This window comes from Bradyrhizobium valentinum (genome assembly GCF_001440405.1).
Taxonomy (GTDB): domain Bacteria; phylum Pseudomonadota; class Alphaproteobacteria; order Rhizobiales; family Xanthobacteraceae; genus Bradyrhizobium; species Bradyrhizobium valentinum.
This window is the reverse complement of record NZ_LLXX01000208.1, coordinates 336-23,677: the sequence shown is the minus strand read 5'-3', so window position 1 is coordinate 23,677 and position 23,342 is coordinate 336. Positions and strand designations below refer to the sequence as shown.

Sequence of the window (23,342 nt, the reverse complement as noted above, 5' to 3'; positions counted from 1 at the left end):
GCGCTGTTTGGGTTACGAGATGTCTACCATGCGTGCTCACATGAGAGAGCACGGCGTATGGGTCCCTGCTTTCGCAGGGACGACACTACGTTTCGGACCACGTGCAATCCTGTCATGACGCCGGTCCTGTTGACCGCATCCGTCCCGACCGGCACGGTGCGACAGCCTTCCGCCGGTATTTCCCATGCTCTCCGTCGCCTCCCTCTGGATTCCCTTCACCATCATCGCTGCGCTCGGCCAGGTCGCGCGCAATGCGATGCAGCGGTCACTGACAGCGCCGCTCGGGACCTGGGGCGCGACCAATATCCGCTTCCTGTTCGGCTTCCCGTTCTCGCTGGTCTTCTTTGCCGTGGTGGTTGCCTTCACTGGCGACAACGTGCCGTGGCCAGTAGCAATGTTCTGGCCGTGGCTGCTGCTGGGCGCGCTCAGTCAGATCGTCGCCACCGGTCTGATGCTGCTCGCGATGAACGACCGCTCGTTCGTCGTGACCACGGCCTATCTGAAGACCGAGGCGATCCAGACCGCGATCTTCGGATTCATTTTCCTCGGCGATCACCTGACGTTGTTGAAAGTGGTCGCGATCATGATTGCGACCATCGGCGTGGTCATCACCGCGCTGCGGCCAGGCGGGGGAAAGGGCTTTGCGGAGTTGAAGCCGACCATCATCGGCCTGGTCGCCGCCGGTTGCTTCGCGCTCTCGGCGATCGGCTTTCGCGGCGCTATCATCACAGTGCCCGGCGTCTCCTTTGTGACGGCGGCGTCGTTCACGCTGGTGTTCGGGCTGTTCGTGCAGACGTTGGTGCTGACGGTCTATCTCTTGGTCCGCGCGCCCGACGTGCTCAAGAAAATCCTGGGGCTATGGAAACCCTCAATGCTTGCGGGCTTCATGGGCGCGTTCGCCTCGCAATTCTGGTTCCTGGCGTTTGCGCTGACGGCGGCCGCCAATGTGCGCACGTTGGCGCTGGTCGAGGTGCTGTTCGCGCAGGCGGTGTCGTACTACTCGTTCAAGCAGCCATTATCGGCGCGTGAACTATCCGGCATCGTGCTGATCGTGGCCGGCGTAGCGCTGCTGGTGGCGGTTTGATGGTTGCTACAGCACTGCCAGACCTCATCCTGAGGAGCGCGTCTTCGCGCGTCTCGAAGGATGAAGGCCCGGATGGGGCCGCATGGTTCGAGACGGCGCTAACGCGCCTCCTCACCATGAGGGTCTAATGGTTGCTACGAAAATTGGTAGCTGCTTAAAGACTGCGCCCTTAGCCATCATTGCGAGCCAACGGGTCGCGCGAATGCGCGCCCGATGACAGGCTCCGCGAAGCAATCCATGGCTCAGCAAGCAGGAAGATGGATTGCTTCGTCGCTTCGCTCCCTTGCGCAAACGCTTCGCGTTTGTCGCAGGCAATGACAAGGGGTGTGAAACGTCAATTCCGATCGTCCGGCAGCACCGGCAGTGGGGAGACCTCGACGCCTTCTTCAATCAACGCGCGCGCTTCATCTGGCGAGGCCTCGCCGTAGATCGGGCGATGTTCGATATCGCCGTAGTGCATCTTGCGCGCTTCGTTGGGGAAGCGCTCGCCGACATTGTCGGCGTTCTTGACGATGTGATCGCGCAATTCCTTCAGCTTGGCGCGCAGCTCGCGCTCCTGCGCCATCAGGAGCGGCGTCGATTCCGATGCCGGCGCATCCGCGGGCGCGGCCGGCGCGGGCACGGCCGCCTCGCGACCTTTCCGGGTGACGATCTGCGGAGCCATGATGGCGCGCTCGACCTTCACCGAGCCACAGGCCGGGCAGCTCACCAGCTTGCGCTTTTCCTGGGTCTCGTAGGCCGCCGAGCTTTGAAACCAGCTTTCGAAAGCATGGCCCCGCTCGCAGCGAAGGTTGTAGCGGATCATGCCGAACCCCGGACGAGGTGCAGATGCTCCGGGCCGGCCTTGGGGTCGGCAATGCCGAAGCGCCTGCCATGCTGCAGCGACGGCACGGCTCTCCGCGCCGTCTCGACCTTGGATGTATCGATCTCGGCGAGGAACACGCCGGGCTCGACGCCGCCCTCGGCGAGAATTTCGCCCCAGGGGGCGATGATCAGCGAATGGCCGTAGGTCTCGCGCTTGTTTTCGTGCATGCCGGCCTGCGCTGCGGCGAACACGAAGCAACCGTTCTCGATGGCGCGGGCGCGGAGCAGCGTGTGCCAATGCGCCTCGCCGGTCTTCCTGGTGAAGGCGGACGGCACCGTGAGGAACGACGCACCGGCTTCGGCAAGCGCGCGATAGAGCGCCGGAAAGCGCACGTCGTAACAGATCGTCAGGCCGATCCGACCCCACGGCAGATCCGAGATCACCGCCGTCTCGCCCGGCTGGTAATTGGCGGATTCGCGATAGCTCTCGCCGCCGGGCAGGTCGATGTCGAACATATGGATCTTGTCGTAGCTGGCGAGCAAATTGCCGTCAGGCCCGATCAGGAACGAGCGGTTGACGGCGCGCTCCGGCGAGAAGCGCAGCGCCAGCGAGCCGATATGGAGATGGATCTTCAGTTCCGCGGCCAGCGCGCGATAGGCTTTCAGCGAGAGGTCGTCTTGCTCCGCGGCGAGATGCTCGAACAGCGCCTTGCGGTTCAGTTGCATCATGTTGCTCACCTCGGGGGTGAGCACGTAGTCGGCGCCTTGTGCGGCGGCCTCACGGATCAACCCGATGCCCTGCTCGAGGCTCGGCTCGGGCAACAGCCCGGTGCGCATCTGCACCATGGCAGCGGTAAAGGTCGAGCCAGCGTTCATGAGGGGGCCTTTTCTCCCGCCAGCAAGCCATCCAGCTTGCCCGCGCGGTCCAGCGCATAAAGCTCGTCACAGCCGCCGACATGGGTTGTGCCGATGAAAATCTGCGGAAAGGTCGAACCATCGCCGGCGCGGTCGTACATCTGCGCGCGATAGGCGGGGTCGGTTGCTACGCTCAATTCGGTGAACGCGGCATTCTTGCGCGTCAGCAGCGATTTGGCGGCGGTGCAATAGCCGCAGCCCGGGCGGGTGTAGATTTCAATGGCAGTCATGGCGCGCCCTGATTTGGCAAGTTCTTGAATTACAAGTCTTTGAATTATATGGGAGCCCGGTGGCTGTCCACAACCCGCGCGAATACCAGCACGTCGACCTGCGCGGCCTTGGCGCGCAGCAGCGCCCGGGCGCAAGCGTCGGTCGTGGCACCTGACGTCAGCACGTCGTCGATGAGGATGATGCGGCGGCCCTGGATATCGGCCATGCGGTCGGCTGCGACTTTGAAGGCGCCCTGCACATTGCTGGCGCGCTGCGGCCGGGACAGTCCGATCTGTTGCTCGGTCGCCCGGATGCGCCGAAGTGCCTCGGTGACCAGTTTCACGCCGCTTTGGCGCGAAATCACCCGCGCCAAAGCGCCGGACTGGTTGTAGCGGCGGCTCCAGCCGCGTCGCCAGTGCAGGGGAACCGGCACCAGCACGTCGGCGTCTGCGAGCAATTCCTGCCCCGCGCGGGCCATCCAGCGGCCCATCGCGGGCGCCAGATCCGTGCGGTCCTGATATTTCAGCGAATGCACCAGCGTGCGGGCGACGTCGTCATAGCGCACCGCGGCGCGGGCGCGCTGGTACGCCGGTGGGCTCGCGATCGCCTCCATCGACAACAATTCCGGACCGGGATCGTACACAAAGGGGATGCCGAGTCGCGGACAGAACGGCGGCGCGATGAACGACAGTTTCGCCCAGCACGCCGCGCAGACACCCTCGCCGTCGACCGGCTCGCGGCAGGAAACGCACAGCGTCGGCAGCGCGATGTCGAGCGCGAGCTTTGGAAGATGCGCGAATGCGTCGCGGCAGGCGCCGAGCGCGCCGCGCAGATGGCTGGAGATCGAGCGTGGTGGTGATGCCTCGGCGTCCATGGCACGAGGCTAGCGCCGTGCCGCGTACAGCTCAAGCGCGGCATTGCCAGATATGGGCGGCCAGCGTACCAACCGCGCATGGCTTCGAACCCGACCGCTGCGCCCATCCTGTTCGACCGTGCGCTGCTGCGCGCGCGACTTGATCGCGCGCGGCGGGGCGGGCCGGTGACGTTTTTGCTCGATCGTATCAGGGAGGATTTCGAAGAACGACTGCAGGCGGTGACGCGGAGGTTTGCCGACGTAGCCGAAATCTGGACGCCAGGCGAATTGCTGCAAAAGCCGCCGGCCGATCGTTTCCAGTCGATCGCGCGAATTGAATGGGGTCAGTCGGAAATCCTTCCGCTGCAACCGGAATCCCTCGATCTTGCCGTTTCCGCGCTCGCATTCCAGTTCGTCAATGATTTGCCGGGCGTGCTGGCGCAGATCCGCCGCGCGTTGAAGCCCGATGGCTTGTTGCTCGCGGCAATGCTCGGCGGCGATACGCTGACCGAGCTCCGGCAATCCTTTGCCGCAGCGGAGGCCGAATGCGAGGGCGGGGTGTCGCCGCGGGTCGCGCCGTTTGCGGACTTGCGCGATATTGGCGCGCTGCTGCAGCGCGCCGGCTTTGCGCTGCCGGTCACCGACGTCGACCGCGTCGTGGCGCGCTACGACAGCGCGTTCGCGCTGATGGCCGATCTCAGGCGGATGGGCGCGAGCAATGTTTTGATCGAGCGGCGGCGCACGCCGACCCGCCGTACCACCATGTTGCGGATGGCGCAGATTTACGGCGAACGCTTTTCCGATTCCGACGGCCGCATCCGCGCGACCTTCGATGTGATCTGGCTGTCCGGCTGGGCGCCGCATGAAAGCCAGCAAAAGCCGTTGCGGCCGGGATCGGCGAAAGCAAGCCTGGAAGCGGCCGTGAAGAAAACTGCTCCCAAATAGACAACCCAAAGCGGGATGAGATTAGGTTGGGCCGTGTACCCATAACCCGTCGGCGCGACGCGACGAAGACTATGTCCGCTTTGCCCAGTTTGCGACCAGGCTCGCGCCGCGGCGCAATATGTCGCGAAGGGCCAGAAGCGGAAATAGGGCTCTGCTCTTGCAAGCACACTTAGTTTTTGAGTGCCTCCTGATTGCACCGATCATTGCGCCCTTGGGGCCGAGTGGCCGATGGATCTGTTATGCCCCGTGTCGCCGTGCATTCGCGCTGCTCTGATGCAGGAATGAACACTAACTTCCTGTTCTTGAAATCGAACGCTCCGAAATAGGTCCAGGTATCGGAACGTGTTCCGTGCCAAAGGCCATCGATGGTGCGCCCTTTTGGGTCAACGACGTAGTCATCATAGGTTGGCCCCAATACGGCGACCCGTCCGTCACCGATGAGATAGATGCTCGTTCTGGGCCAGTGCGCCCAGTCAAAGGCGGACATGCCTTGTCGGATCACACCGGCAGCATTTCTTACGACGAGATAGCGCCCCGAGTCGTTGCTCCAGTCCAAGCCATAAAACTCAAGTCCAATAGTGGTTTCCAAATTAGGAAGCGCGACCTCCGCAGTTTCGGCGGGGACAAGCATCGATCTGACGACGTACCAGGATGCAGGAATACAGAGCGCCAAGATCGGCAGAGTGATCAGCACAAGAGTCATCAGCAATAGACGAACTTTCGTCCGCTGCACTCGGGCGAAGATCAGTATCCATAGAACTGCAACGCCAAGCGCGCAGACAATCATAATTGAGGTGTACGGTTCCCCAATGATTAAGGTCCCGCGCTCCCCAAGGTTGATCTGCAAACTCATTGCCTACACCGAAATGTCAGGGGTCACGCGCCCGGTTGCGTAAGCCTAATACATCAACCTTTCATGGCGTGAAATGCTCAACTTTGAATGATCGGGGCGAAGTCCGCTTTGGGTCATTTTCGACAGATTCGCCGGCGCGTGTGGACTAGTCGATGTCGGCTTTACCCCGAAAGCGCCGAAGCCGAGCCAGGACCAGACGCGTTGCGTTTTGGCCGGACGCCTGTGACCCAAACTCCGAAATGGGAGCTCTGATCATGCGCTATGAACTCGCCGATTGTGAATGGGTTGCCATAGCCGGTGCTGCCCAACAAGCCGCGTGAGCAATCTGCTGCAGCCCCTTATCTCTACCGCGTTCCTAACAGAGTCGAACTGTTCTTCAATCGGATCAAGCAATGTCGTCGGGTCGCGACACGCTACGACAAGTTCGCCGCCTCGTTGACAGCGAAAAAGCTGGGACGCCCTCGCCTCTCCGTCCGGCCGTCGCCGGGCCTCTCAAGCCCGCGCGCGCCCCTTGTTGTGCGCATCGTTGATCTCCCAATGTCGTCACGGTGGGAGGACCCGTCTTCCCAGCACCCGTGCTGAATATCGCGCCACGTGATGGGTCTGAAAACGACCTAGAAAGGTGGTTCGTTGTCGTTTATGCATGCCCGCGCAGGCCGGCGACCTGCACACGCTTTGGGAATGACATGCACCTCTCCACGGATCCCATCGATCCGCAAAACCAAGATGTCTATGCACTCTGGGATCGGCTGGCCGACTTCTCGGTCGCCGACGGCGACGCCGCGCTGACACACCTGCTGTCCGCACTGCGTACCATGTTGTCGGCACGCAATGTGCTATGGGGTGCGGTCGTGCGATTGCCTTCGCCGAAGCGGACCGATCCCTTGCTTGGCTGGCGTCCGCGCCTTGTCCGGGTGCTGGACCCGATACCGGCCGTGGCGGCATCTGTGCAGAAGCAGTACGATACGCTCTGGTCCAACAACGTCGACCTGTCTCAGATTCTTTCCGTGTCGGGAGATGAGCCGTTCCGTGTCCGCCGGCTGTTCGAAGCGCTGCCGCCGGAATGGTTCGAGGGCGAGCATTATCGTCGGCACTATTTGGACGTCGGATTCGCCGACAGCATTTCAGTGCGCGTTGCGCTCAATGACGACGTGAGGATCCACCTGTTCGTATTTCGCGATGCACAGGCACCTCGCTTCTCGGCGCACGACGGCCAGCGCCTGGGCTTCACGATGCGGGGGTTGAGATGGTTTCACCGTCGACAACTGCTCAGCCACGGCCTGCTCATCGCCGACGCGGCCCTGACACCAGCTGAGCGCAGGGTATTGCTCGCACTGCTCGACGGGCACGCGGAAAAGGAGATTGCGCAGAAGTTTGACCAAAGTCCGAACACCACGCACTTCCACGTCAAGTCGATCTACGCCAAGTTCGGCGTGCGCAACCGCGCGACGCTAGCCGCACTCTGGCTCGGCAAGCTGCGATAACGCATTGAGCCCGCAGTGCTGCTATAGACACCCTCAGTTTTTGGACCGTCTTTAGGGCTGAGATCCGTGGCCGCGGCTAGCTAGATAATCGATAGCATCGGACTACGAGGCGAAGTGATTGAGCCAGGTCCCTTGGCCCATTCGGCATTTATGACCCGTCACGGCATACGCTAACCATGTAGATGCCCAGCTCGTTGGTTTTGATAAGTTCGTACGGATCGGTCACCCCTTCTTCCCGCAGCCATTTGATCTGCAATTCGTATGCTTGGCGTTCGTAAGCAGCAATACAGGGGAGGACGATGTTGTTTGATCTCTGCACGTGGTGCACCAGTTCATGCACCAGAGTGCTTTTCTGTCGCAGATCATCGGGTCGCCAGCCCTGAGGCAGGTAAATTGACCCCTCGTCGCGATTGTAGAGCGCCTGCAACTCCAGCCCGCTATTTTCCGGCGAGCCGTGTCGCATTGCCATTTCCGCCGGTGTCACGAAGTGGATCGGCGGATGATCGGGAGCCGACAAACCGGTCTGGGCAACGATCCATGCGATGTAGATTGCGATCAGGCTATCCAAGGAAACGACCTCCTGCAGCAAGACCGCAGCGCGGCCGGCTGCTGACGAGCATTTCCCGAGTTTCGGAATCCTGGCTAGATTGGCGCGGAGCGGATTGCTCGGAAGGCGCGATCAAGTGTTCGTATTGACGCAGGATTCGACCTGCCTGAAGGCGCCGTGAGCTGTGCAGCGCCGACATGATAAAAGCGAAGAAGCTTTGCCTTTCCTTTTCGACGTGAAACGGAGCGAGAGGCGGCGGTACGGCCGAAGGGTGCGAAGTGTTTTTCATTATCAGGACACCACGGCAGATTGATGATTTAATGCGTTGTCAGCACAATATCTGGAACCGACGGCCTCGACGGCTGACCGCGCGATGGCGGCAGTTGCAGGGGCATAATCCAGGATTGGCAGGCGCTTCAGCGTGATCGGTTGCCAGAAAAAGCGGCACGCTTCAGCATGCGCTTCAAGCACGTCGATGCCGACATCGCGTAGAAAATCAGATCTGTCCCTGATATCCTCGCGCAGCTTTGACCGGAAGCAGGCGCGCTCCCACCATGTCAAAGGCAGCCGCGCAATGGCATGGTCGGCGTGACCAAGTTTATTTCTGTAAATTTGCAAGAAAAGCTCCTGAGGCAGTTTGGTCCGCGATGATTGTTTTGAAAAAGAAGGCGCTTGGATATTCACCGCTCAATATCGATTGCCGCTCCGGGTGTGAGTATTGAGAAGAAAGGCAACACCCGCGTCTCGGAGGCGCTAGATCGTGCGATCAATCGCACTGGAAATACGAAGGTCATGTCGTAAAAATTCTCCACCGGGAGATCTTTGATCTCTCGATGTCTCTCGGGGACGTCGATGCTCCCGCTTTTGCAACCGGAGCAGCGGTGCTGAATATCGCGCCGCGTGATGCGTCTGAAAACTACCTAGAAAGGTGGTTCGTTGTCGTTTATGCATGCCCGCGCGACGCTAGCCGCACTCTGGCTCGGCAACCTGCGATAACGAACTGAAGCCGCAGTCAACACGGGATGACGCAAATCGCTGGGGGCGGTTCTAAAGCGCGGACGGCGGGCCGATGCACCCATGAACGATGGAGAGATCGTTCGATGGGAGCTGTAACCGAAGCCCTTGGGTCTGTGGCGCGACCCGCAAGTCAAAGAACCGCTGCGCAAACCTGACCTCAACCAAGTTCGCCCGCGCGTTATGAGTCCACACCGTAGGTTGGGCCGTGACGACGGGCCATTTTTCTTCTCGTGCCCCGGACGCAAGCAGCACGAGTGCGGCGAGCCGGCCCCATTCTACTTTGCATGGGGTTGTTTTCGCGTTTTTTGCGTCTGGGCTCTGCGTGCCGCGGAAGAGGCGCTGCGGCCGGGCTCGGCGAAAGCGAGTTTGGAGGGGCGGTGTGAAGGGGAAGAAGAGTTAAGTCTCCGCTTCGTCATGCCCGGGCTCGTCCCGGGCATCCACGTCTTTCCTTTGGATGGTGATCAAGACGTGGATGGCCGGGACAAGCCCGGCCATGACGGCGACTTTCGGAATCTCACATCAACAAATCGATCAGATGCGGGATCAGCGGAATGTCCGCCGGCGGCATCGGGTAGTCGCGCAGCTTGTTGGCGCGGACCCACGCCAGTTGCTGGCCCTCGCGGGCGATCACCATGCCTTCCCAGCGCCGGCAGATGTAGAGCGGCATCAGCAAATGGAAGCTATCATAGGCGTGGCTCGCAAAGGTCAGCGGCGCCAGGCATGGCTCGCTGACGTCGATGCCGATCTCTTCATGCAGTTCGCGGATCAATGTCTGCTCCGGCCGTTCGCCGGGCTCGACCTTGCCGCCGGGAAATTCCCACAGGCCGGCGAGCGCCTTGCCTTCCGGGCGCTGCGCGATCAGCACGCGCTTGTCGGCATCGACCAGGGCGCAGGCGACCACGAGAGTGAGCTTGATGTCAGCCATGCGCCGCTGTCTCGCTCATGACCGGTAGTCGCCGTTGATTGCGACATATTCCTTGGTGAGGTCGCAGGTCAGCACGCGGTCGCGGCCCTTGCCGAGGCCAAGCGCGACTTTGATCTGGATCTTCGGATTTTTCATCGCCTCGGAAACCTCAGCCTCGTTGTAGGACGGATCGCGCGCGCCGCTTTTTGCGACGCGAATGCCGTTGAACGAGATCGAAAGCTTGTCGCGGTTGGCGGGCTCGCCGGCCTTGCCGACTGCCATCACCACGCGTCCCCAATTGGCGTCTTCGCCGGCGATCGCCGTCTTCACCAGCGGCGAATTCGCGATCGACATCGCGATTTTGCGCGCCGAGTTCTTGGTGGTCGCGCCTTCGACGATCACTTCGACCAGCTTGCGCGCGCCTTCGCCGTCGCGGGCCACCTGTTCGGCAAGGTTGGCGAGCACGCCGTGGAAAGCCTTGGCGAACGCCTTCAGCCGCGGGTCGCTGGCGCGGCTGATCTTCGGCGCACCGCCGGCTGCGGCTGTGCCGGTGGCGAAGGCCAGCAGCGTATCCGATGTCGAGGTGTCGCTGTCGATCGTGATGGCGTTGAAGGTGTCCTCGACGCCGCTCTTGAGCAGCGACTGCAGCACGGCGGACGACAGCGGCGCGTCGGTGAACACGAACGACAGCATGGTCGCCATATCGGGCATGATCATGCCGGCACCCTTGGCCATGCCGTTGATGGTCACCTTGGCCTTGCCGAGCTTCACCGTGGCGGTTGCGACCTTCGGGAAGGTATCGGTGGTCATGATGGCCTTGGCAGCGTCCGTCCAGTGGTCGGGCGTCGCAGCTTCGGCCAGCGTCGCCAGCACACCGTCGAATTTGGTGGCGTCGAGCGGTTCGCCGATCACTCCGGTGGAGGCGAGGAACACGTCGCCGGTGCTGCAGCCAACCGCCTTCGCGGCGGTTTGCGCGGTCAGCGCCGTCGACTGCTTGCCGGTCTTGCCGGTGAATGCGTTGGCATTGCCGGAATTCACCACCAGCGCGCGGGCTTGTCCCCGGCTGAGCTTGGCGCGGCACCATTCAACTGGAGCGGACGGGCATTTCGATTTGGTGAACACGCCGGCGACCGTGGTGCCCTTGTCCATGACGGCGAGCAGCACGTCGGTTCGCCCCTTGTAGCGGATGCCGGCCGCGGCGGTGGCGAGCTTCACACCCGCAATCGCGGGCATCTCTGGGACATCGGTCGGGGCGAGGGGGGAGACGGAAGCGGACATGCGAGCACCTTCTTCGGGCCAGATCAACCATCGCCGGACCTGCGCCGGCATCGACGTCTTCAGGGCCTGACAACCGGTCCCCGGACATGGAACGGCCGGGCGCTTCGGCCCGGCCACGACGATGGTAGATACTATCGGTCTCGAAGAAGTGACAGCGATTTTTTACTTCTTCGGCGGCGCCATCTTGGAGTCCGCGGGCTTGGCGGCATCCGGCTTGGCGGCCTCGGCCGGCTTGTCCATGCGCTCGACCTTGGCGGCTTCGCGCAGCTTGGCGACGTATTCGGCCTGCGCCTTGCGCGTCACATAGGTCTCGATCTGGGCCTTGACCTGCTCGAAGTCGGGCGCCTTGCGGGCGCGCTTTTCCTCGACCTTGATGAGGTGCCAGCCGAACTGCGACTTGACGGGATCGGAGATCTTGCCGGGTTCGAGCGTGAACGCGACGGCGGAGAACTCCGGCACCATCTGTTCCTTGGTGAAGAAGCCGAGATCGCCGCCATCGGAGGCGCCGGGGTCCTTGGACTTCTTCTTCGCCAGTTCGGCGAAGTCGCCGCCCTTCTTCAGCTCTTCCGCGATCGCCTTGGCCTCGTCCTCGGTCTCGACCAGGATATGGCGGGCGTGGACTTCCATTTCGCCGGTGATCTGCTTGGCGGCCTCCTCATAGACCTTCTTCATGGCCTCGTCGGTGGTCGCGGCTTTGCCCTCGGTGGCCAGCAGGTTGTCCATCAAAAGGCGGCTGCGCGTGAACGCCAGGCGCTTCTTGAAGTCTTCGGAATTCTCGACCTTCTTGTCCTCGGCGGCCTTGGCGACGATTTTCAGGTCAATCAGGAAGGCCAGCACATTGTCCTTCTTGGTCGCCGGGTCCATTTGCGCGAGGCTGGGGCCGAGTTCCTCTTCCGCGAGCGCCACGTCGCTCTGGCGGATCTCCGCACCGTTAACCTTGGCGAGAACGGGGTTGTCCTGGGCGCGAACCGGCAGGCCGGCGGCCAGAACCGCGGCCAAGCAGGCCATTACGGCCAAAGAACCCCGTGAGCAGGCCACGCCGAAGCGTAGGCCGGTTTTCGTTTCCGGGAACGAGGTGGTCATGGAAAATCCTTGTCTTGAAGAAGGGGGCGGCAAAGGCGGCGGGACACTCGCCCAATCATGCGGCCTTGGCAACGCGAAAAGTCTGTCAAAATGATGAATTCCTTGACAGATGGACCCACGTTGACAAGGTCCCAACCCAGCCATATCTGTGCCGGATCGTACGGCGGCGATAGCGCTTATTTTACTGCGCTTTTTGCCGTTGAACCTTGGATTGCTTAATTCCCACTCATTAGGCGGATGTGGCCCCGGAACGGGGTATTTGCCGCGACGCGTCACGGTGAGTTGATAGGCAACTTGGTGGACCACGTCACGGCTTGCAACGCAAGTAACGGCAAAGGCAGGAATTGGCATGATCGGCGCGCTCGCCCGCAAGTTTTTCGGCTCCGCCAACGACCGGCGGGTGAAGGGATATCAGTCCCGCGTCAACGCCATCAACGCGCTTGAGCCCGAGCTCGCCGCCCTCTCCGACGAGGCGCTGAAGGCCCGCACCGCCGAGTTCCGCCAGCAGCTCGCCGACGGCAAGACGCTCGACGATATCCTGGTTCCGGCCTTCGCCACCGTGCGCGAGGCCGCCAAGCGCACCCTCGGCCAGCGCCATTTCGACGTCCAGTTGATCGGCGGCATGGTGCTGCATGAGGGCGACATCGCCGAGATGAAGACCGGCGAAGGCAAGACGCTGGTGGCTACCCTTGCGGTCTATCTCAACGCGCTGGCCGGCAAGGGCGTCCATGTCGTCACCGTCAACGACTACCTCGCCCGCCGCGATAGCGAATGGATGGGCCAGATCTATAATTTCCTCGGGCTGACCGTCGGCGTCATCGTGCACGGCCTCGACGATGCCGAGCGCAAGGAAGCCTATTCGCGCGACATCACCTACGGGACCAACAACGAATACGGCTTCGACTATCTGCGCGACAACATGAAGTACCGGCTGGAGGACATGGTCCAGCGCGGCCATTCCTACGCCATCGTCGACGAAGTCGACTCGATCCTGATCGACGAGGCGCGCACGCCGCTGATCATCTCCGGTCCGCTCGACGATCGCTCGGAATTCTACAACACCATCGATACCTTCTTCCCCCAGCTCGACAAGACCGATTACGAGGTCGACGAGAAGCAGCGCACGGTGACGCTGACCGAAGCCGGCATGGAGAAGATCGAGACGCTGCTGCGTGATGCCGGCCAGCTCAAGGGCGAGTCGCTCTACGACGTCGAGAACGTCTCGGTCGTTCACCACATCAACCAGGCGCTGCGGGCGCATTCGCTGTTCACCCGCGACAAGGACTACATCGTCCGCGACGGCGAAGTCATCATCATCGATGAATTCACCGGCCGCATGATGCAGGGCCGGCGCTATTCCGAAGGCCTGCACCAGGCGCTGGAAGCCAAGGAGCACGTCCAGGTCCAGCCGGAAAACCAGACGCTGGCCTCGATCACGTTCCAGAACTATTTCCGGATGTACGCAAAGCTCGCGGGCATGACCGGTACGGCGCTGACCGAAGCCGACGAACTGTTCGACATCTACAAGCTCGAGGTCGTCGAAATCCCGACCAACGTGCCGGTCGCGCGTCTCGACGAGGACGATGAAGTCTACCGCACCCAGAACGAGAAATATGCCGCGATCCTGGCCGAGATCGAACGCGCCAACAAGCGGCTGCAGCCTGTGCTGGTCGGCACCGCCTCGATCGAAAAGTCGGAAGTGTTGGCCGAATATCTGAAGAAGCACGGCTACAAGCAGATCGATTTCGGTTCGCAATCCAGCATGGAGAAGCTCTACGCCGCGGCGCGTGCCGGCAAGCCTGCAAAGCTGTTTGCGGTCTTGAACGCACGCTTCCACGAGCAGGAAGCCTATATCGTTGCCGAAGCCGGCGTCCCTGGCGCGATCACGATCGCGACCAACATGGCCGGTCGCGGTACCGACATCAAGCTCGGCGGCTCGCTCGAGATGCGGATCCAGCAGGAGACCGCTGACATTACCGACGAGGCCGAGAAGGCCAAAAAGATCGAACAGATCAAGGCCGACATCGAACGCTTCCGCGAGATCGTGCTGAAAGCCGAGGAAGTGGCGGAGCTCGAGCCTGCCAAGGGCTCAAAGCCGGCCAAGACCGCGACCAAGCCCGGCGGGCTCTACATCATGGGCTCGGAGCGGCATGAATCCCGCCGCATCGACAACCAGCTCCGCGGCCGTTCCGGTCGCCAGGGCGACCCCGGCCGCTCGAAGTTCTTCCTGTCGCTGGAAGACGATCTGATGCGGATCTTCGGGTCCGACCGGCTCGACACCATGCTGCAGCGGCTCGGCCTGAAAGAGGGCGAGGCCATCATCCATCCCTGGATCAACAAGGCTCTGGAGAAAGCGCAGCAGAAGGTCGAGGCCCGCAACTTCGATATCCGCAAGAATCTGCTCAAATTCGACAACGTCCAGAACGACCAGCGCAAGGTCATCTTCGACCAGCGCGTCGAGCTGATGAAGAGCGACAGCGTGGCCGAAATGGTTGCGGACATGCGTCATGACTTCATCGACGACATCGTCGTCAAGCATGTGCCGGAACACGCCTATGCCGAGCAGTGGGATGTCGCGGGCCTCAAGGAAGAACTGAAGCGCGTGCTCGACGTCGACCTGCCGGTCGACGAATGGGCCAAGGAAGAGGGCATTGCCGACGAGGAGCTGCTGACAAGGATCGAGCAGCGCGTCGACGAGCACATGGCGGCCAAGGTCGCGCAATGGGGTCCCGACGTGATGCGCTACGTCGAGAAGACCATCCTGCTGCAGACGCTGGATCACCTCTGGCGCGAGCACCTGATCATGCTCGATCATCTGCGCCAGGTGATCGGCCTGCGCGGCTACGGTCAGCGCGATCCGTTGCAGGAATACAAGTCGGAAGCCTTCGGGCTGTATGAGGCGATGACCGCGCATCTGCGCGAGGCGGTGACGGCGCAACTGATGCGTGTCGAGATCGTGCCGCCGGAAGAGCAGCAGCCCGTGCTGCCGGCGATGGAAGCGCACAAGTTCGATCCGAATACCGGCGAAGACGAGATGGCCTTTGCCAACGTCTCGCTGGTGCCCGAGGCCATTGCCGCCGATCGCGATCCGAAAAACCCCGCAAGCTGGGGCAAGGTCGGCCGCAACGAGGATTGTCCCTGCGGAAGCGGCAAGAAGTACAAGCACTGCCACGGCAAGTACGGCTGAGCGCCAACGCGGGCGGCGACTGTTCCGCCGGCGCCGCCAATTCCAGTATCGCCCGGCGTAAACCGGAACCCTACCGCGAAAACGTGTAGCTCAGTTCGAGCTGTCGATCAGGCTTTCCAGGAGCCGCTTGAGCTCGTTGGTCGATTTGTCGCCGTAGTTCTCGACGATGTGCTCCTCCTGGCTCACCGCCAGCGAGTTCAGCCGTTTGCTCAGCGCCTTGCCGCGGTCGGACACGAACATCAGGACTTTGCGGCGGTCCTTGGGATCCTGAACACGGTAGACCAGCGCGTCCGATACCATGCGGTCGACCATCTTGGTCAGCGTCGGATGGTTGAGCAGCACGGCGTCCGCGAGTTCGCCCATGGAATGGCCGTTGCCATCGGACAGAACTTTAAGGATGCGCCACTGCTCGACAGGTACGCCTTCCTTGCTCAGTCGCATCTCCAACTGCCGGTTGATCTCCCGGTTGGCTTGCGCAAGCAAATAAGCGAGGTGTTCGGTGATGGGGGAGTTCGCTTTTGGCGGTTTGGCCACGGCTGAGACTTCGTCTTGATCCAATTGAATGAATGTCCGGCAACGGGTGCCGTTTCTATATGCACTTCAATTGTTGAATATTCAATATTTTCCAATAAGATATTTCTCCAACGAGGAAGGGCGGATGCCGCGGCCGCCCGCTGGGTGCGTTTTGGTCTGGTGACAGACAGGAGTTGGCGTGCGCTCGACGGTAAACTTCCCGGCTCCCGGCGGTTCTGCGATTCCGCCTGCGCTGTTGTTTCGAAACCTGTCGTCGGCGACGGACGATCTCGACCTGTCCACGATCAAGCCCGGATCATCGAGGCGCCGAGGCGCCCACAGCAAGCTGCGGGTGGGCAATTTTCTTACCTTCTCGGGGTCGCCTGGAATCTGGGGCCCGAGCGCCACCAATAGCGTCCTGCTGGCGATCTCCGAGATTAATAAACGCGGCGGCATTCTCGGACGCGAGATTGAGCTGTCGGTCTACGATTCCGGTGGGCCAATCGAGGAGGTGGTGCGCCGCGCTGAACGCGCTCTGGCCTTCGACGAAGTCGACCTGATCATGGGTTCGCACATCAGCGCGGTCCGTGTCGCACTGCGCAAGGTCACTCGCAACCGCATTCCCTATATCTATACCCCCGTCTACGAGGGTGGCGAGCGCACGCCGGGCGTGATGGCGATCGGCGAGACGCCGCGTTGGCAGAGCCGGCCGTCTATCCATTGGCTGTCCGACGTCAAGAAGGCGTCGCGCTGGTATCTGATCGGCAGCGATTATGTGTGGCCATGGCAGTCGCATCGCGCGGTCAAGCGATACATCGCCGAAGCGGGCGGGCAGGTCGTCGGCGAAGAGTTCGTTCCGGTCGGGGAAGACAACCACGAGGCGCATCTGGCGCGCATTCGTGCCGCAAAGCCCGATGCGGTGCTGATTTCGCTGATCGGCACGGACAGCATCACGTTCAATCGCGCCTTCGCCCAATGTGGCCTCGCCGCCACCACGCTGCGCTTCGCCGGCGCGATGGACGAGACAGTCCTGCTCGGCATCGGGGCCGAGAATACCGAGAACCTGTTCTGCGCATCCGGCTACTTCAATTGCGTCGGCTCGCGCGCCAACGACGAATTCCTCTCCCGCTATCGGGCGATGTTCGGTCCGCACGCGCCGCCGATCGGATCCGTCAGCCAATCCAACTATGAGGGGTTGCGCTTCCTCGAAGCGGCAGCCAACCGAGCCGGATCGTTGTCGATGGGGCCGTTGCTCGCGGCCGCGCGTAATGTGGTGTATGCGGGCGCCCGAGGCCCCATCACCATCCGCGGTGGCCGTGCCGAGATGCCGATGTATCTTGCCGAGGCCAGTGGCCTCGACTTCAAGGTGATCAAGACGATCTAGAAAAACAATGCACGGCCTGTCGGCGCCGAACTTCGAAATAATACTTGAAAAGGAAAATATTTCCGTTTTGAATACCAAAGTGGGAGCCGGCGCGCCGCAAGGCGGGCAGCGGCACCGCGCCGGGAACTCAAAGCTTCAGGAGAGCGTCGTGTCAGTCGTCCTACCAACCCCAACCCAACTTCGTGCGGTCGCGGAGCAATGCGGCCTCTCGCTGACCGAGGAAGATGTAGCCTCGTTCCGCGGCCTGATGCAGGGCTCGATCGATGCCTACAATCTCGTAGCCGCAATGCCGGACGAGGTGCCGCAGGTGAAATACCCGCGCACGCCGGGCCATCGGCCCTCGCCGGAAGAAAATCCGCGCAACGCCTGGTACCGCAAGTCGACGGTGAAAGGGGCGGCGGCCGGCAAGCTCAAGGGCAAGACGGTTGCGCTGAAGGACAACATCATGCTGGCCGGCGTGCCGATGATGAACGGATCGGCTACGCTGGAAGGCTATGTGCCCGATTTCGACGCCACCATCGTCACCCGCATGCTGGACGCGGGCGCCGAGATCGCCGGCAAGGTGCACTGCGAATCCTTTTGCATGTCTGGCGGCAGCCACACCGGTGCGGTGGGGGCCGTGCACAATCCGCACAAGATGGGCTATTCGGCCGGCGGTTCGTCGTCAGGCTCCGGCGTCGTCGTCGCGCTAGGCGAGGTCGACATGGCGATCGGCGGCGACCAGGGCGGCTCGATCCGCATGCCGTCCTCGTTTTGCGGCACCTACGGGATGAAGCCGACCTGGGGGCTTGTGCCCTATACCGGCATCATGCCGATCGAGATCTTCGTCGACCACACCGGGCCGATGACGGCGACGGTGGCCGACAACGCGCTGCTGCTCGAGGTGATCGCCGGCGACGACGGTTACGATCCGCGCATCAAGGCGCCGAAGGTCGATGAGTACACCAAGGCGCTTGGCGCCGGCGTCAAGGGGATGAAGATCGGCATTCTGAAGGAAGGCTTCGAACAGCCGAATGCGGAGGCTGCGGTCAATGAGAGCGTACGCGAGGCGGCGATACGCTTCCGCGATCTCGGCGCCACCGTTGAGCAGGTCTCGGTTCCGATGCACCTGACCGGGCCCGCGATCTGGACGCCGATCGGCACCGAGGGCATGACCCAGACCATGATGTATGGCGACGGCTACGGCCTCAGCCGGGCGGATCTCTACTCGACTTCGCTGATGGATTTCCACCGCGGCTGGCGGCGGCAGGCCGACTCGCTGTCGGAAACCACCAAGCTGTTCCTGCTGCTCGGCACCTACATCAACAACAATTTCGGCCCGCGCTACTACGGCAAGGCGCTCAACATCTCGCGGAGGCTGACCGCCGCCTATGACAAGGCGTTCAAGGACTATGATCTCCTGCTGCTGCCGACGACGCCGATGAAGGCGACGCCGCTGCCGCCGGCCAATGCGAGCCGTGAAGACTATGTCGCCCGAGCGCTGGAGATGATCGCGAACACGGCGCCGTTCGACATCACCCATCACCCCGCAATGTCGCTGCCTTGCGGCATGGTCGACGGCCTGCCCGTCGGGCTGATGCTGGTCGGCCGGATGTTCGAGGAAACGACGATCTATCGCGCGGCCCACGCCTTCGAGCAGATCGGCGACTGGAAAAAGATGTGAGGGGGCATTCGTTGCAGGCCGATCGGATGGCAGGGCATGGCTAGCACCTTCGTCGCGGCGTTCGAGATCCTGAGCTTTGGCGCGATCATCGTACTGGTCGTGCTGGGGCTCGGAATCATCGCCAGCATGATGGGGATCTTCAACTTCGCGCAGGGCGAGTTCGTTTTACTCGGCGCCTACATCACCTATCTGGCCTTCAGCCGCGGGGTTCCGATCTGGGCCGGCATGGTCGCCGCCCCCTTCATCGTCGGTGGGCTCGGCTTCGTGCTCGAAGCATTGATCATTCGCCGTTTCTATGCCGCGCCGATCGTGGCGATGCTCGGCACCTACGCGCTCGGGCTGATCATCCGCGAGAGCGTGCGCGGCCTGATCGGCGGCTTCTATCTGACCGTGCCGGAGCCGATCGGCGGATCGATCGATCTCGGCAACATGCACATCTCGGCCTGGCGCTTCACCATCATCGTGATCACGCTGCTGGTGATGGCGGGGTGCTATCTCCTGCTGTCGCGGACCAGCTTCGGTCTGCGCGTGCGCGCCACGCTGGAGAATCCGGCGCTGGCGCGGGCGTCGGGTATCTCGACGCCCCTGATCTACGGTACCACCTTTGCGTTCGGCGCTGCGCTGGCCGGACTTGCTGGCGCGCTGATCGTGCCCGTCTTCAGCCTGTTCGCCGATCTCGGCATCCGCTTCCTGATCCAGGGCTTCGTCGCGGTCATGGTCGGCGGAGTCGGATCCTTCATTGGACCGGTGGCCGGCGCCGGCCTGATTGGAACGCTCAGCGCCGCGCTGCCCTGGGTCATGTCGCCGGTGGTCGCCGATGTGCTCGTGTTCGTACTGGCCATCGCCTTCATCAAATTCCGGCCGCAAGGTCTCATATCGGGGAGAGGGGTTTAGTCACATGTTCGCGGATCGAATGAGTCTCACACGCCGTCGTTTTCTCAGCAATTTCGCCTTTGCGAGCGGAGCGATCGCAACCGGCGTCGGCAGTTGGGTGGTGAGGCCCGACTGGGCCAACGCCGCCGAAGGTGCGATCAAGATCGGCATCGCCACCGACCTGACCGGCCCGATCGCCTACGCCGGCAACGCCGACGCCAATGTCGCCAGGATGGTCATCAAGCAAATCAACGATGCCGGCGGCCTGCTCGGCCGGCCGCTCGAGCTCTATATCGAGGACACCGCTTCCAACGAATCGGTCGCTGTCGGCAATGTCCGCAAGCTGATCCAGCGCGACAAGGTCGACATGGTGCTCGGCGGCATCACATCTTCGATGCGCAACGCGATCAAGGATCCGATCGTGGCGCGCGGCAAGACACTCTACATCTATCCGCAGCTCTACGAGGGCAAGGAGTGCACGCCCAACCTGTTCTGCACCGGACCGACCCCGGCGCAGCAATGCGATGAGTTCATTCCCTGGCTGATCAAGAACGGCGGCAAGAAGTTCGCGCTGCCGAGCGCCAACTATGTCTGGCCGCACACGCTCAATGTCTATGCCCGCAAGGTGATCGAATCCAACGGGGGCGAGGTCGTGTTCGAAGAGTACTACCCGCTCGACCAGGTCGATTTCTCGGCTACCGTGAACCGCATCATCTCCAACAAGGTCGACGTCGTCTTCAACACGGTGATCCCGCCGGGCGTCGGTCCGTTCTTCAAACAGCTCTACGAGGCCGGCTTCCTGAAGAATGGCGGGCGGCTCGCCTGCGTCTACTACGACGAGAACACGCTCAACATCAATCAGGCCAGCGAGATCGAGGGCCTTGCGAGCTGCCTCGACTACTTCAAGGCGCTCACCAAGGAGGATCCGGTCAGCGCCAAGATCCAGGCTGCCTACGAGAAGGATTTCCCGGGCAATTTCCTGTTCGCCGCCGGCAGCGCGGCGACCGGCACCTATCGCGGGCTTAAGCTGTGGGAAGCGGCGGTCAAGGAGGCCGGCAAGATCGACCGTGATGCGGTGGCAGCGGCGCTCGATCATGCCAAGATCGCGGAGGGCCCGGGCGGACCGGCCGAGATGGTGCCGGGCAAGCGGCACTGCAAGATGAAGATGTACACCGCCGTCGCCAAGGGCGGCAATTACGAGATCGTGGGACGCAGCGATGGGCTCGTCGATCCCAAGGAATGCTGAGTGATCGATGGGCGCGGTAAAGCAGGCCCTTCGCGTGAAGCTGGGCGAAGGGCCGGAAGTTTCGATGGCTGAGAACAGATTTGATGGCGCATCGCCGGCGCGGCAGGTAGTCGCGCGACTAAAAGTGCTGCCGATCGTCGAAGGGCTGGTGCTGATCGCAGCGCTGGTCCTGCCTTTGTTCCTGCAGGATTATCTCACCGTGTTCGCCACCCGTGTCATCATCCTCGCATTGTTCGCGCTCTCGTTCGATCTGGTGTGGGGATATGCCGGCATCATGAGCTTTGGCCAGGCCCTGTTTTTTGGCTCGGCCGGCTATGGCGTTGCATTGATGGCGCGCGACCTCGGCATCACCTCGATCTTTCTGGTGTTGCCTGCGGGAACTCTGATCGGGCTTGCCGCCTCGCTTCTGCTCGGTGGCTTTCTGCTGCTCGGCCGGCATCGCTCCAGCGTGATCTTCGTTGCGCTCGGCACCCTGACCGGGTCCTATGCCGCCGACCGTCTGGCGCGGGGCTGGTACTATCTCGGCGGACAGAACGGCATCCCCTCGATTCCGTCGATGTCGCTCGGCAGCTACGACATCACCGAGGGACCGGTCTACTACTATCTGGCGCTTGGCATTCTCGCCGTCGTCTATCTGTTGTGCCGCTTTCTGGTGCGTTCGCAATTCGGCTTGGCGTTGGCCGGACTTCGCGAGAACGAGCAGCGCATCGCCTTCTTCGGCTACAAGGTGCAACACCTGAAGGCGATCGTGTTCGCCGTCGGTGGCACCGTCGCAGGCCTTGCCGGCAGCCTCTACGCATTTCACGAGGGGTTCGTCTGGCCCAATCTGGTCGGCGTGGTGATCTCCACCCAGGTGGTGCTCTACGTTCTGTTTGGCGGATCGGGTACATTGATCGGCGCGGTGATCGGCGCCGTCATCATCGAGGGCGTCAGCTTCTGGCTCTCGGACAATTATCGCGAAATCTGGCCGATCATTCTCGGCGTGCTGCTGTTGCTGGTGATTCTGTTCCGTCCGCTCGGGCTGATCAGTTTCGTGCTCGGCGAACGCGAGCGCGTCGGCAGTTTCGGGGCCAGGCCGGAGGAGAAGCGCAATGCCGCTCCTTGAGGCCGCCGGTATCGTCAAGGTGTTCGGCAAGCTCACCGCGCTCGATGGCGCGGCGATGACGGTGGAGGAGAACGAGTTTCACGGGCTGATCGGGCCGAACGGCTCCGGAAAGAGCACGCTGATGAAATGCATCGCCGGCGCGGAAGTGCCGACCCAGGGCAAGATCAGCTTCGTGAACCGTGACATCACCGCTCTGCCGCCGACCGAGCGCGCCCGGGCCGGGATGAGCCTGAAGTTCCAGATCACCAGCGTACTGCCGACGTTGACGCTCTACGACAACATCCTGCTGGCCCTGCAGGCGCAGTCGTCGCTGTTGGATCTGGTGTTCTCGCGCACGCGCGGTGTGCTGCACGATCAGGTGATGATGATGCTGAGCCAGTTTCGCCTCGCCGATCGCGCGCATGACGCCGCGTCGGCGCTGTCGCATGGGCAGCAGCAATGGCTGGAAATCGCCATGGCGCTCGCCGGCAAGCCGCGGTTACTGCTGCTGGACGAGCCGACCGGCGGCATGAGCCTGGAGGAGCGCCGCGTCACTGGCGAACTCCTGCAGCCGATCAAACAGCACTGCTCGCTTGTGATCGTCGAGCACGACCTGGATTTCATCCGCGATATCTGCGATCGCCTGACCGTGCTCGATCAGGGGCATGTGCTTGCGTGCGGAACGGTCGCCGAGATCCAGGCCAACAAGAGCGTCCAGGAGATTTATCTGCGTCGTGCCTGAACCAACATTTCTCGACATACGGCATCTCGATGCCGGTTATGGCCGCAGCCAGGTGCTGTTCGATGTCAACATCGGCATCCCCTGGCGCGGCGGCGTCGCGGTGCTCGGCCGTAACGGAGCCGGCAAGACCACACTGATGAAGACGATCGTCGGCGAGCTTGCGAGCTCGAAGGGCGAATTGTTTTTCGACGGCCGTGACATCACCCGGCGCCGTACCGAGGAGCGGGTTCGTTCGGGCATCGGCTATGTGCCGCAGGAACATTCGGTGTTCGCCCGTCTGTCGGTGCGCGACAATCTCGCGGTCGGTTCGCTGTTCAATACCGATCCGGCGGCGGTTGATCGGGTTCTTGCCATCTTCCCGAAACTCGGGCAGCGGCTCGAGCAGCCGGCGGGCACGCTGTCGGGCGGCGAACGCAAGATGCTGGCGATCGGGCGTGCGATGCTGGGCGATCCCAAATTGCTGTTGCTCGACGAGCCGACCGAAGGCGTGTGGATCGGCGTGATCGAGGAGATCACCGAGCGGCTGATTGAACTGGCCAAGCAGATCGCGGTCGTCATTGTCGAGCAGCATCTCGACCTCGCCTTGCGCGTAGCCGACTACGCCTATGTGCTGGATCGCGGCCGGGTGGCGTTGCAAGGCGCTGCAGCCGAGGTGCGGAACGATCCGGAACTG

Annotated in this window: 22 protein-coding genes and 1 pseudogene; 12 read left to right on the top strand and 11 right to left on the bottom strand. The window is 62.3% G+C overall.

Annotation, left to right across the window (positions count from 1 at the left end; translation table 11 throughout):
- Positions 1 to 184 precede the first annotated feature (184 nt).
- The gene (locus CP49_RS36425) at positions 185 to 1,084 is read left to right on the top strand and encodes a DMT family transporter (protein WP_057854931.1); all 900 of its coding nucleotides are present in this window, start codon (positions 185 to 187) and stop codon (positions 1,082 to 1,084) included.
- A gap of 334 nt (positions 1,085 to 1,418) precedes the next feature.
- On the opposite strand, the gene CP49_RS36420 is transcribed toward CP49_RS36425, so the two are convergent.
- Genes CP49_RS36420 through CP49_RS36405 form a run of 4 tightly spaced genes read right to left on the bottom strand, consistent with a single transcriptional unit; the run spans position 1,419 to position 3,887 of the window.
- Complete coding sequence (locus tag CP49_RS36420; protein ID WP_057854930.1) at positions 1,419 to 1,889, bottom strand: DUF1178 family protein; 471 nt, start codon at positions 1,887 to 1,889, stop codon at positions 1,419 to 1,421.
- Positions 1,886 to 2,764: a carbon-nitrogen hydrolase family protein gene (locus CP49_RS36415; protein WP_057854929.1), complete on the bottom strand. Its 879-nt coding sequence runs from the start codon at positions 2,762 to 2,764 to the stop codon at positions 1,886 to 1,888. Before CP49_RS36415 ends, CP49_RS36420 begins: the two co-directional genes overlap by 4 nt.
- Positions 2,761 to 3,033 (bottom strand): glutaredoxin 3, encoded by a 273-nt coding sequence (gene grxC / locus CP49_RS36410; protein ID WP_057854928.1) that lies wholly within the window; start codon positions 3,031 to 3,033, stop codon positions 2,761 to 2,763. The genes CP49_RS36415 and grxC overlap by 4 nt, the downstream gene beginning before the upstream one ends.
- A gap of 44 nt (positions 3,034 to 3,077) precedes the next feature.
- A complete protein-coding gene (locus CP49_RS36405) occupies positions 3,078 to 3,887 on the bottom strand; it encodes a ComF family protein (RefSeq protein WP_057854927.1) in 810 nt (269 codons plus the stop codon).
- 78 nt (positions 3,888 to 3,965) lie between these two features.
- Between CP49_RS36405 and CP49_RS36400 the strand changes: the two genes are divergently transcribed.
- Positions 3,966 to 4,811, top strand: coding sequence for a methyltransferase domain-containing protein (locus CP49_RS36400; protein ID WP_057854926.1), 846 nt, complete (start codon positions 3,966 to 3,968; stop codon positions 4,809 to 4,811).
- Between the two features lie 169 nt (positions 4,812 to 4,980).
- Here the strand turns inward: CP49_RS36400 and CP49_RS36395 are convergent, their stop codons facing one another.
- Positions 4,981 to 5,664 carry a hypothetical protein gene (locus tag CP49_RS36395; RefSeq protein ID WP_057854925.1) on the bottom strand — a complete coding sequence of 228 codons (684 nt, stop codon included), beginning with the start codon at positions 5,662 to 5,664 and terminating at the stop codon, positions 4,981 to 4,983.
- Between the two features lie 333 nt (positions 5,665 to 5,997).
- Here CP49_RS36395 and CP49_RS43910 point away from each other — a divergent pair.
- Positions 5,998 to 6,108: pseudogene (locus CP49_RS43910) on the top strand (IS5/IS1182 family transposase); the annotation flags it as partial.
- A 242-nt stretch (positions 6,109 to 6,350) separates the two neighbouring features.
- On the top strand, positions 6,351 to 7,148 hold the full coding sequence (locus tag CP49_RS36390; RefSeq protein WP_057854924.1) for a helix-turn-helix transcriptional regulator: 798 nt from the start codon (positions 6,351 to 6,353) through the stop codon (positions 7,146 to 7,148).
- A 148-nt stretch (positions 7,149 to 7,296) separates the two neighbouring features.
- On the opposite strand, the gene CP49_RS36385 is transcribed toward CP49_RS36390, so the two are convergent.
- The 5 genes from CP49_RS36385 to CP49_RS36365 form a co-directional block, all read right to left on the bottom strand.
- A complete protein-coding gene (locus CP49_RS36385; RefSeq protein ID WP_338060450.1) occupies positions 7,297 to 7,785 on the bottom strand; it encodes a DUF6647 family protein in 489 nt (162 codons plus the stop codon).
- A 201-nt stretch (positions 7,786 to 7,986) separates the two neighbouring features.
- Complete coding sequence (locus tag CP49_RS36380; RefSeq protein WP_057854922.1) at positions 7,987 to 8,379, bottom strand: hypothetical protein; 393 nt, start codon at positions 8,377 to 8,379, stop codon at positions 7,987 to 7,989.
- Between the two features lie 847 nt (positions 8,380 to 9,226).
- A complete protein-coding gene (locus tag CP49_RS36375) occupies positions 9,227 to 9,637 on the bottom strand; it encodes a (deoxy)nucleoside triphosphate pyrophosphohydrolase (protein WP_057854921.1) in 411 nt (136 codons plus the stop codon).
- 15 nt (positions 9,638 to 9,652) lie between these two features.
- A complete protein-coding gene (gene argJ / locus CP49_RS36370) occupies positions 9,653 to 10,894 on the bottom strand; it encodes a bifunctional glutamate N-acetyltransferase/amino-acid acetyltransferase ArgJ (protein ID WP_057854920.1) in 1,242 nt (413 codons plus the stop codon).
- 162 nt (positions 10,895 to 11,056) lie between these two features.
- Positions 11,057 to 11,977, bottom strand: a complete 921-nt coding sequence (locus CP49_RS36365) for a peptidylprolyl isomerase (RefSeq protein WP_057854919.1) — start codon at positions 11,975 to 11,977, stop codon at positions 11,057 to 11,059.
- Positions 11,978 to 12,326: 349 nt separating this feature from the next.
- On the opposite strand from CP49_RS36365, the gene secA reads away from it, so the two are divergent.
- The gene (gene secA, locus CP49_RS36360) at positions 12,327 to 15,164 is read left to right on the top strand and encodes a preprotein translocase subunit SecA (protein WP_057854918.1); all 2,838 of its coding nucleotides are present in this window, start codon (positions 12,327 to 12,329) and stop codon (positions 15,162 to 15,164) included.
- A 90-nt stretch (positions 15,165 to 15,254) separates the two neighbouring features.
- Here the strand turns inward: secA and CP49_RS36355 are convergent, their stop codons facing one another.
- Positions 15,255 to 15,698 carry a MarR family winged helix-turn-helix transcriptional regulator gene (locus tag CP49_RS36355; protein WP_057854950.1) on the bottom strand — a complete coding sequence of 148 codons (444 nt, stop codon included), beginning with the start codon at positions 15,696 to 15,698 and terminating at the stop codon, positions 15,255 to 15,257.
- 178 nt (positions 15,699 to 15,876) lie between these two features.
- Between CP49_RS36355 and CP49_RS36350 the strand changes: the two genes are divergently transcribed.
- The 7 genes from CP49_RS36350 to CP49_RS36320 form a co-directional block, all read left to right on the top strand.
- Positions 15,877 to 17,061, top strand: coding sequence for a substrate-binding domain-containing protein (locus CP49_RS36350; RefSeq protein WP_057854917.1), 1,185 nt, complete (start codon positions 15,877 to 15,879; stop codon positions 17,059 to 17,061).
- A 148-nt stretch (positions 17,062 to 17,209) separates the two neighbouring features.
- The gene (locus tag CP49_RS36345; RefSeq protein WP_057854949.1) at positions 17,210 to 18,724 is read left to right on the top strand and encodes an amidase; all 1,515 of its coding nucleotides are present in this window, start codon (positions 17,210 to 17,212) and stop codon (positions 18,722 to 18,724) included.
- A 36-nt stretch (positions 18,725 to 18,760) separates the two neighbouring features.
- Positions 18,761 to 19,618, top strand: a complete 858-nt coding sequence (locus tag CP49_RS36340; protein ID WP_057854916.1) for a branched-chain amino acid ABC transporter permease — start codon at positions 18,761 to 18,763, stop codon at positions 19,616 to 19,618.
- A 4-nt stretch (positions 19,619 to 19,622) separates the two neighbouring features.
- Positions 19,623 to 20,843 carry a substrate-binding protein gene (locus tag CP49_RS36335; RefSeq protein WP_057854915.1) on the top strand — a complete coding sequence of 407 codons (1,221 nt, stop codon included), beginning with the start codon at positions 19,623 to 19,625 and terminating at the stop codon, positions 20,841 to 20,843.
- A 64-nt stretch (positions 20,844 to 20,907) separates the two neighbouring features.
- Positions 20,908 to 21,948: a branched-chain amino acid ABC transporter permease gene (locus CP49_RS36330; RefSeq protein WP_245311055.1), complete on the top strand. Its 1,041-nt coding sequence runs from the start codon at positions 20,908 to 20,910 to the stop codon at positions 21,946 to 21,948.
- Positions 21,935 to 22,669 carry an ABC transporter ATP-binding protein gene (locus CP49_RS36325; RefSeq protein WP_057854913.1) on the top strand — a complete coding sequence of 245 codons (735 nt, stop codon included), beginning with the start codon at positions 21,935 to 21,937 and terminating at the stop codon, positions 22,667 to 22,669. The genes CP49_RS36330 and CP49_RS36325 overlap by 14 nt, the downstream gene beginning before the upstream one ends.
- Positions 22,662 to 23,342, top strand: a 681-nt coding sequence (locus CP49_RS36320; protein WP_057854912.1) for a branched-chain amino acid ABC transporter ATP-binding protein, incomplete at its 3' end; no start/stop codon positions are given. The genes CP49_RS36325 and CP49_RS36320, both read left to right, overlap by 8 nt.

Excerpts from the sequence above, each read along its gene's own strand:
- CP49_RS36425 (WP_057854931.1), top strand. The coding sequence starts at position 185 with ATGCTCTCCGTCGCCTCCCTCTGGATTCCCTTCACCATCATCGCTGCG.
- CP49_RS36325 (WP_057854913.1), top strand. The coding sequence starts at position 21,935 with ATGCCGCTCCTTGAGGCCGCCGGTATCGTCAAGGTGTTCGGCAAGCTC.
- CP49_RS36415 (WP_057854929.1), bottom strand. The coding sequence starts at position 2,764 with ATGAACGCTGGCTCGACCTTTACCGCTGCCATGGTGCAGATGCGCACC.
- CP49_RS36375 (WP_057854921.1), bottom strand. The coding sequence starts at position 9,637 with ATGGCTGACATCAAGCTCACTCTCGTGGTCGCCTGCGCCCTGGTCGAT.
- CP49_RS36340 (WP_057854916.1), top strand. The coding sequence starts at position 18,761 with ATGGCTAGCACCTTCGTCGCGGCGTTCGAGATCCTGAGCTTTGGCGCG.
- CP49_RS36420 (WP_057854930.1), bottom strand. The coding sequence starts at position 1,889 with ATGATCCGCTACAACCTTCGCTGCGAGCGGGGCCATGCTTTCGAAAGC.
- grxC (WP_057854928.1), bottom strand. The coding sequence starts at position 3,033 with ATGACTGCCATTGAAATCTACACCCGCCCGGGCTGCGGCTATTGCACC.
- CP49_RS36330 (WP_245311055.1), top strand. The coding sequence starts at position 20,908 with ATGGCTGAGAACAGATTTGATGGCGCATCGCCGGCGCGGCAGGTAGTC.
- CP49_RS36405 (WP_057854927.1), bottom strand. The coding sequence starts at position 3,887 with ATGGACGCCGAGGCATCACCACCACGCTCGATCTCCAGCCATCTGCGC.
- CP49_RS36395 (WP_057854925.1), bottom strand. The coding sequence starts at position 5,664 with ATGAGTTTGCAGATCAACCTTGGGGAGCGCGGGACCTTAATCATTGGG.
- CP49_RS36400 (WP_057854926.1), top strand. The coding sequence starts at position 3,966 with ATGGCTTCGAACCCGACCGCTGCGCCCATCCTGTTCGACCGTGCGCTG.
- secA (WP_057854918.1), top strand. The coding sequence starts at position 12,327 with ATGATCGGCGCGCTCGCCCGCAAGTTTTTCGGCTCCGCCAACGACCGG.
- CP49_RS36365 (WP_057854919.1), bottom strand. The coding sequence starts at position 11,977 with ATGACCACCTCGTTCCCGGAAACGAAAACCGGCCTACGCTTCGGCGTG.
- argJ (WP_057854920.1), bottom strand. The coding sequence starts at position 10,894 with ATGTCCGCTTCCGTCTCCCCCCTCGCCCCGACCGATGTCCCAGAGATG.
- CP49_RS36335 (WP_057854915.1), top strand. The coding sequence starts at position 19,623 with ATGTTCGCGGATCGAATGAGTCTCACACGCCGTCGTTTTCTCAGCAAT.
- CP49_RS36390 (WP_057854924.1), top strand. The coding sequence starts at position 6,351 with ATGCACCTCTCCACGGATCCCATCGATCCGCAAAACCAAGATGTCTAT.